The sequence below is a fragment of the Candidatus Hydrogenedentota bacterium genome (genome assembly GCA_019695095.1).
Taxonomy (GTDB): domain Bacteria; phylum Hydrogenedentota; class Hydrogenedentia; order Hydrogenedentales; family SLHB01; genus JAIBAQ01.
On record JAIBAQ010000238.1, the window covers coordinates 1 to 7,743 of the forward strand.

A 7,743-nucleotide genomic window follows, 5' to 3' on the forward strand; every position below is an offset into this window, starting at 1 on the left:
ACGGGTTGTCCGATCTCGTGGGTTGTTGGAACTACGCGTATCGACCGGGCGAGCCGTGGGATGGCCCCGTGTGCTATCCGCGCGTTGACTCTAACAAGAGTCTCCTATTCGGCGACCTGATTCATGTACGGTCGAAGGAGAGTGCAGATTCGCCCGCGGAGGTGATCAGTACACGGTACATGTTCGCTGATTTCGAAGATGTGAACGGAGACGGCCTGGTTGATTTTGCACTTCGTGCCAACGCATCAAATACCGTGTCGTTCTACCTCAATGCAGGCACTCGTGAACCCGGCGGCATGCCTGACTTCGTGTTGGGACTGCGCTTTGACAGTCCCCCGGACGAGAAAGCCCAGAACTCGCTGCGCCTGACGGATCTCAACGGCGACGGCAAAATAGACGTGATCGCCGGGTCCTATCTGATACCAAATGCCAGCGAGACGGGCTGGCCGTTTGTCGCGGGAGAGGCGCAACTCTTGGAAGCGGGATCGGTCCCCGATTTCTGTCGCGTGGACGGAGACGATCTGAAGGATGCCGTCTGCCTTGAGCCGGATGGGAGCGGCAACGTACAGTCCTACGTGGTGCGCTGGCGTAAGAACCTTGGCGGAATCCCGCCCCGGTTCGGAGCGCCGCAGCTAATTCCTGGAATTACGACAGGCCGATCCGACTTTCTGAGTGCAACAGATATCGATGGTCAACCGGGCCTGGTTGTCTTTCACAATGTGTACACGCGACTGAGCGTCTTCGTGCGCACCGAGAGTGACGAGGAGAACGTTGAGTTTCGATATTCGGGTGATGCCCTCTCCGATTCTGCGGTCATGAGTCTGAGTGATCAGGCGTGGCCTTACCTTTGTGATTGGGATGGCGACAATGACTTGGACTTGCTTATCGGTAGTGGATACGGTTGGCCGCGCGTCGCGATCAACGAAGGAACGTGCGCACGGCCCCGGTATGCCGAGCCCGTTGCCATCGTGTCCGAAGGGCGTACCATTCGCGTCTTGCGCGATGAAATCCTGGGCGGCTCGAATTGGCACAACATGGGATATTCATACCCGGTGTTGGTGGATTGGGACGGAGATGGGCTATCGGACCTTATGCTGCCCAACGAGACCAACCGAATATTCTGGTATAGAAACGAAGGCGCTCGCACCAGCCCGCAATTTGGCAGGCAACTCCAGATAATCTGCGACGGATACCCGGATTCGGCGGAACTTCGCGCCGAGTCCGCGAGACTTGCCGGTGATAAGAATGTCCCGAACAGTCCTTATCCGTACCAGGATAATCAGCCCTTCTTTTGGAGAACCGGGGCCGCCTTCGCCGACTTCAACGGCGACGGCCTCATGGACTTGGCAACGCACGATGGTGCCACCCGGAAACTCACGCTGTTCGTGCAGTATCGAGACGAATCCGGAGCACTGCGCTTGCGTAAGGACAGGCCGCTGGCGCTTGCCGACGGCCGGCCCATCGACGACGCGATCGTAGGTCGAAGTGCGCACTGGACAGAATCATTCAAGAGTGTGGACTGGGACAAAGACGGCCTCGTGGACCTTATGTACAGTCTATCGGGAATGGACGGTGGCAAGAGCAGCATCCATCTCCTGCGGAACTGCGGCACCAAGACCGATCCCGTTTTTGCCGATCCCAAACCCATGTGCTGTTTTGGTGAGCCAATCAACATTACCGCGCATGGTCCGCATCCCTATGTCGGCGATGTGAATGGCGACGGGTTGCCCGACATACTTGCGTGTGTCGAATGGAGCGTGTATCCGTTCTATTCTTACGCCGCGTTGACGATGCCGGAACGGCCCCAACTGACGATTGGTCCTGCACGCGCGTTGGAACGGTAGTCTACGCTTCGAGGAAACCGGACTTTACGACAGGCGTCGGCCTCTCCAGAACGGCCTCCAAGTCAATCGTCGGAAAAGCAGGCGTGAGTGTAACGATTTGCTTCGTGCCATCGGGGTAAAGCAAGAAAGTGTCTTCCGATTTTACCCCGGGTGCAGACGGATTCCATGCGAACGCGTGGCCAAACTCGATGTCTATGCCCGCGATTTCTTTGACGCGCGACGACCACAGTTCGTCCAGTATGGGAAACATCTCGTGCGGCGACCCTTTGAAGGTGCGCCCCGCATACCCTGTTGTTCCACCCTGATGATGGTTGTGCCACTCCGTACCCACGAATCCCAATTCCCGGTAAGCGCGCTGGCATACGGAGAATACGTCTGCGAGGGTCTTGCCGGGTTCGCAAGCTTCCTGCAACATGGCATCAACGCCGCAGATGCGATTCTCCGCTTCGAGTATTTCGGTTTTGACGTCTCCCACACGCTTGAATCGCGTGATGGAAACCGTGAGGCCTTCACGTACGAACCCACCCACCACCATGACGTATCCGCGAACGCAGTTTTCGGAGACCGCGTCGCTGGCGAGGTGCGCGCAGGTTGGCAAGGGGTGACGATACTGCGCGATTCGAGCGTCCGCCGCTACGAGGCAGACAGGGACGAGGCAACGTCGCTTCGCACCTTCCGCTATGAGACGCGCGGCAATATCAGCCTCAGACATACCCGCTTTCACGTCGGACAAAGTGGCAGTCATCGCTTCGGCAGCGAGTTGGCCCAACAGGCGGTACTTCTCCAACTCAAGCGGTGTCAGCAGCGCGCGAAGGTAGGCCAACTTCGAGTTGACGTTGTCGCCCACGGATCCGTCATCGGAAACGAACGCGCCGCTGTACTCTTTGGCGATGATTTGAGCAGCGTTTCCTTCAAACCACAAGAATCGGTGAGCCGTGCATCCGCAACCGGACAACTCTTCCTCCATGATGCGAGGTTCTTCAATGTTGTTGGTGATCAGAGTCACGTCGCCGTTCTTGTTCACGAAGAGCGAACAAGCCCCCGTGTCCGAAGCGATTCCCACGTAATTCCGGCGGCCGCCCGTGGCCATGGCAAAGTTGTCGGTTCTGGACAGAAGAATGCCGTCTAGATTGTGTTCGCGGAGAAAGGCCTGAAGAAGTGCGATACGAACGCGCATCAATTCCTGTTCGGTCATTTTCCTTTCAACCTCATGCACCGACGCGTTTAAGGGCATTGAGCGTGCGCCACGCGCAACGTTCCCACGTGAATTCCGTGGACCGTTTCTTGCCGTATTCGATGTTGCCCGTTCGCTCGGATCTGTCTTCGGTTAAGGATCGCTTTATGGCGCTTACAAGTGAACCGGCGTTTTCGTGATTGTAGTAAATGGCCGCTGTGCTTGCGATTTCAGCAATGCCGCCCACGCGGGGGGCAATGATTCGCGCCCCGGCGCGCATAGCGCGCAATACGTTGAGCGCTGCGCCCTCGTGACATGAGGTACAAATGAACGCCGTGCTATGTTGCAGCAATCCCGCCGTATAGGCCGGCGGACACGACAACACCCTTAGCACCCTGGCTCCCCAGTCCGCGGGTTCATTTTCGTCCTCGCGCCCGGCCACGACAAGCGAGTGGGACATCTCTGGTTCCAGCCGCTCAAACGCTGTGCGCAGCAATCCGTTCAGCTCACGGTGGCGCGTGTCGCTGAGTGCCATCAGGAAGGGCTCTTCGGCAATGGAAGGGTAGGATCCGTCGTATGCGGAATCCGCTCCAGGATGGGCCACCACCACCTTGTTCATGGCCACTCCAAGAGTGCTTAGCAACTGCTGGCGGATGTACTCCGAGGGGGCGAGCACGATGTTGAGCTGCGAACAAATTCGTTTCGCTTCCCGCTGCATACTTAGATTGCGCCATTGACTCAACTTCCCGCCTGTACCCAGGAAGCCCAAATCGAGCGCAATAGGTACAAGAACTTTTGCCGGAATGTCCAAGGCCGTTTGAAGCGGGCTAAGAACCAGGTCCGGATGGGCCAATTGAACTGCCCGCTCCATGTTCTTTTCGTGCGGACCGGACTCGGCGCTTGAACCTGGGGCAGGTTTGCCCACATAGACACGCTCCCATCCGGCGTACGTGTCGTGAGAGTGTTCATCTGTAAGGAGAACAAAATTCGTTTCGGGTTGGACGGCGCGCATTGCCTCCAGAAGACTGCGCAGGAACACGTCTTCCTCGTCGTATCCGGGCTCGAAAGAAGTTGCGTTTACCGCGAGCCGCATGGAAGGCAACCGGCTTCACTCGTGTGTGAGCCGTTCGAGGGATTTGGGGACTCCCGAAAACTGTAACTCGTACTCATTGTATAGACGTGCCGTTTCACCCTGTCAAAACAACGTTCTGTTGGAAGCTGGGTGCGCGCACGCGATGGTCAAAACTCCCGCTTCGTTACCCCAGTACGCGCTAACCGGCAGCATGAGGGATTGTACCAAAAACGCGAAGCGGCTCGTCATTCAATCGGTCCGGCCTGGAAATCGCCGGGAATGGGCACGTTCAACAGGCTGAGGACGGTTGGGGCCACGTTCAGTATCGACTTGCCGCGAATGAGGCGTCCGGCGCGTTCCCCCCCGTCGTCCATGATGAGCAATCCGTGGTAATCGTGATTGGCGTCGTCCGGTCCGGTGTCGTTCTCGGTGGAAAAAACCGAATCGTGGGCGACGGTGCCGATGGCGCGCCACGCGAGATCGCCGAAATAGACAAAGAGGTCGGGGGGGATGCCTTTTACCGATTTGTACAGGTCTTCGGGACGGCAGACCCGGGTGCCGAGGGGCTGCCCGTCCGGCCCGGCCATGATTTCGAGCTTGTCCTTGAGTTCGGTCCTCAGGGCCTCGTACTCATTCAGAGGCACGATGCCCTTGGCCTCACGTCCCTTCACGTTAATCATAAGCCGCGCATAGTAGCCGCCCGCTGCCCACGCCCGGGTGCTATCCCAATCGATATCGCATTGTTCGATCGGAGTCGGCGTATGGACCGGTGTCTTCAGTTTCAGGTACCCATGGTCCATCAGCCACTGATTTATGCAGACGCCGCCTCTCATTGCCTGGGCGCCATGATCGGACACGACGAGAACAGCGGTCGATTCGTCGACCAGGGAAAGGAGTTCGCCAATCTGAGTGTCAAGGAATTGGTAGTAATCGCGGAACGCATGCTCGAACGGATTGCCCGCTACGTATTTCGGATGCTTCGAGTCGCAGAACCTCCAGAATCCGTGATGGAGACGGTCTGGGCCCATCTCGACCATCGCGAAGAAATCCCATTCCTTGGTCTGCAATAGGTGACGCGCGACTTTGAATCGGTTTTCCGTCAGCGCATAGATGCGCTTGAGAAGGCCGGCTTTCTCTTCGGTGCGAAAATCCTTCACGTCGAAGAGGTATTCGCCGACTCTTGCTTCAATCTCCTGCTTAAGGCTCTTGGGATAGGTATAGTCGCAGGATGCATCCGGAGTCAGAAAGTCAGAGACCAAACATCCCTCCAGAGGTCTTGGGGGATAGGTCTGCGGCATGCCAAGCACCACGGACTTCTTGCCGTGGCGCGAGAGAATATCCCATACGCGCGGCTCCACGATGTGCGTTGCGTCGTGGGTGGCCAATGCCTCGTAGGAATAGTCCGCGCGATTCCGAAATCCATAGCAGCCGAGCGTACCGGGGTCTTTGCCCGACATCATGCATGCCCACGCGGGAACCGTGATGGGCGGATGGCAACTGGTCAGCAATCCCCAACCCCCGCGCCGCTGAAGCGCGTGAAGATTGGGCAGGTCAAACGCGCCAGGCCCGAACACAAACTGCGGCGCGGCGCAGTCCAGTCCTATCAGCAAGACACGTTTGACCTGCGATTGACTCATCAGGCCGTGCCTTGTGCCCACTTGATGAGCACTTTGGCGACTTCCGGTCGCGTGAATTCCACCGGGGGAATCTCTCCGGCCTTCAACATCTCGCGCACCTTGGTGCCGCTCAAGAAGACGTGGTGTTCTTTATCGTGCGGGCAGGACTTGATCGAACCCATGTTGCCGCACGTCTTGCAGTGGAACGTGTGGTCGAAGAAGAGCGGCGTGATGCCGATCTCCGCCGGGTCGAATTCCTGGAAGATGTGATGCGCGTCGTAGGTGCCGTAATAATTGCCCACGCCCGCGTGGTCGCGTCCGACAATGAAGTGCGTGCACCCGTAATTCTTGCGGATGATCGCGTGCATGATGGCTTCACGCGGCCCCGCATAGCGCATATTCACGGGCATCAGTGAAAGCATGGTATGCGCTTTCGGGTAGTAGTGGTCGATGATGGTCTTGTAGCACTCCATGCGGACATTGCCGGGGATGTCGTCGCTCTTAGTCGTTCCCATGAGCGGGTGAATGAGAAGCCCGTCGCACACTTCCAAGGCGCATTTCGTGAGGTATTCATGCGCGCGGTGGATGGGATTGCGTGTCTGGAACGCGACGATGCGCTTCCAACCGTGGTGTTCGAAGGCTGCGCGAGTTTCTTTCGGCGTGAGGTTGTACTCCTGAAACTCGATGGTTCGCGCCTTGAGCACATCCAGCGGGCCGGACAGAAACACGTCGCCAAGTTGAAGCGTATAGGCGACGCCGGGGTGCGCTTCATCGGTCGTGCGATAGGTCTTCTCCGCAATTTCGCGATGGTCCACGCTGAATTTCTCGGCGAGGTGCAGAATCGCGACAACGTCGCCTTCATCATCTTCAATGGCGATTTCCGTTCCGATGGCAAACTTCGCTGCTTCTTCGGTGCTCACGGAAAGGAGAATGGGAATCGACCAAGGTATGCCCGGGCGGAGGTGCATGGTATCCAAGACGCCACGGACTTCGGCTTCGTTCATGAAACCGGTAAGGGGGCTGAAGATACCTTTTGCGATACAGTCGATATCGAAAGCGGCGTATGCATCGACTTTGATTCGAGGCAATTGCGCCGCCTTCTGCTTGGCGGCTTCCAAAGCCGATCCGGTCAGGAAACGATCCACTAAGGTGCCGCCGTGCGGTGCCAATGACATGCTCTACCTCCGTAAAGGGTTGGGGTGTCAAACGTGTGTCGATCAAGCGCCCGGACTTGTCAGGCGCTTGGATGAAGGCGGAGTCTAGCATCCTGTCTATGCAGGGCGCAAACAGGCTACTTCTTCTGTACAGTGACTGAGCGGCCAGCTATTCAGTCCGAGGGCCGCGCGTTTATTCCGCGCGGAGACCGGGGCCTGCGCTGGTGCCGTAGACCGCACCTTCACGATGCCCCATGCCTGGCCCAAAACGGTGCTCCGGGCCCTCGCCGGGAATGGCGGACAGGAGAATCCCCAGCACAACAACGACGGCGAGCGCGGCCAACGCGGAGGGCGCGGTGAGGTAACTCAGCAGGGTCCGCCAGTTCAGGATCACGTGAACCAGCCCGGCAATCACAAACAAGAGGCCCAGCCATTCGTGGATTCCCTTGATGGCGGGCAGGTGAACTCCGAAGAGCAGGAGGGTACCGGTTGCGCCGACGGCTACAAAACTGAATGCGGTCAACGGGCTGACCCAGGATTTGCGGCAAATAGTGTTGAACATGATGTATTCCCCCTAGCGTTCGACATTCCAAGACTGCTTCTGGCGTCCGGAGAGGTCTGGACCTTGGCCCGCCTATTCGAAGATTGTTAGTTCTACGGCGGCCATCAAGACGATATCACCGCCAGATAACGGTTTATGACGATTCGGGATTACGAATCCGTAATGGATATCCGGTGTACAAGGGGTATTTGAGTGGCAAAAGTGGAACCAGGAACAGAGTGTAGGTATACTGGTGTTTGTTGGTCGTACATGCAAGGGAACGGCGAGTGCCGTTGAGTCGATTCGCGCAATTGGGTAGTGCTTTAGGTCCGTCATCACGGT

6 protein-coding genes are annotated in these 7,743 nt (G+C 57.7%); 1 reads left to right on the forward strand and 5 read right to left on the reverse strand.

All coding sequences use genetic code 11. From position 1 onward, the window contains the following. Positions 1-1,844, forward strand: a 1,844-nt coding sequence (locus K1Y02_23580; protein MBX7259364.1) for a VCBS repeat-containing protein, incomplete at its 5' end; no start/stop codon positions are given. Position 1,845: 1 nt separating this feature from the next. Here the strand turns inward: K1Y02_23580 and K1Y02_23585 are convergent. From K1Y02_23585 to K1Y02_23605, 5 genes are all read right to left on the reverse strand, one after another. Then, a complete protein-coding gene (locus K1Y02_23585; protein MBX7259365.1) occupies positions 1,846-3,039 on the reverse strand; it encodes a M24 family metallopeptidase in 1,194 nt (397 codons plus the stop codon). Positions 3,040-3,052: 13 nt separating this feature from the next. After that, positions 3,053-4,111, reverse strand: a complete 1,059-nt coding sequence (locus K1Y02_23590) for a glycosyltransferase (protein MBX7259366.1) — start codon at positions 4,109-4,111, stop codon at positions 3,053-3,055. Between the two features lie 224 nt (positions 4,112-4,335). Further along, complete coding sequence (locus K1Y02_23595) at positions 4,336-5,727, reverse strand: alkaline phosphatase family protein (protein ID MBX7259367.1); 1,392 nt, start codon at positions 5,725-5,727, stop codon at positions 4,336-4,338. Further along, positions 5,727-6,881: a sulfate adenylyltransferase gene (gene sat / locus K1Y02_23600; protein MBX7259368.1), complete on the reverse strand. Its 1,155-nt coding sequence runs from the start codon at positions 6,879-6,881 to the stop codon at positions 5,727-5,729. Before sat ends, K1Y02_23595 begins: the two co-directional genes overlap by 1 nt. 172 nt (positions 6,882-7,053) lie before the next feature. Beyond that, entirely contained in the window at positions 7,054-7,422 is a 369-nt protein-coding gene (locus K1Y02_23605; protein ID MBX7259369.1) for a DUF4405 domain-containing protein, read from the reverse strand. Positions 7,423-7,743 lie beyond the last annotated feature (321 nt).

Coding starts and splice junctions, on each gene's coding strand:
- K1Y02_23605 (MBX7259369.1), bottom strand. CDS start 7,422: ATGTTCAACACTATTTGCCGCAAATCCTGGGTCAGCCCGTTGACCGCA.
- sat (MBX7259368.1), bottom strand. CDS start 6,881: ATGTCATTGGCACCGCACGGCGGCACCTTAGTGGATCGTTTCCTGACC.
- K1Y02_23590 (MBX7259366.1), bottom strand. CDS start 4,111: ATGCGGCTCGCGGTAAACGCAACTTCTTTCGAGCCCGGATACGACGAG.
- K1Y02_23595 (MBX7259367.1), bottom strand. CDS start 5,727: ATGAGTCAATCGCAGGTCAAACGTGTCTTGCTGATAGGACTGGACTGC.
- K1Y02_23585 (MBX7259365.1), bottom strand. CDS start 3,039: ATGACCGAACAGGAATTGATGCGCGTTCGTATCGCACTTCTTCAGGCC.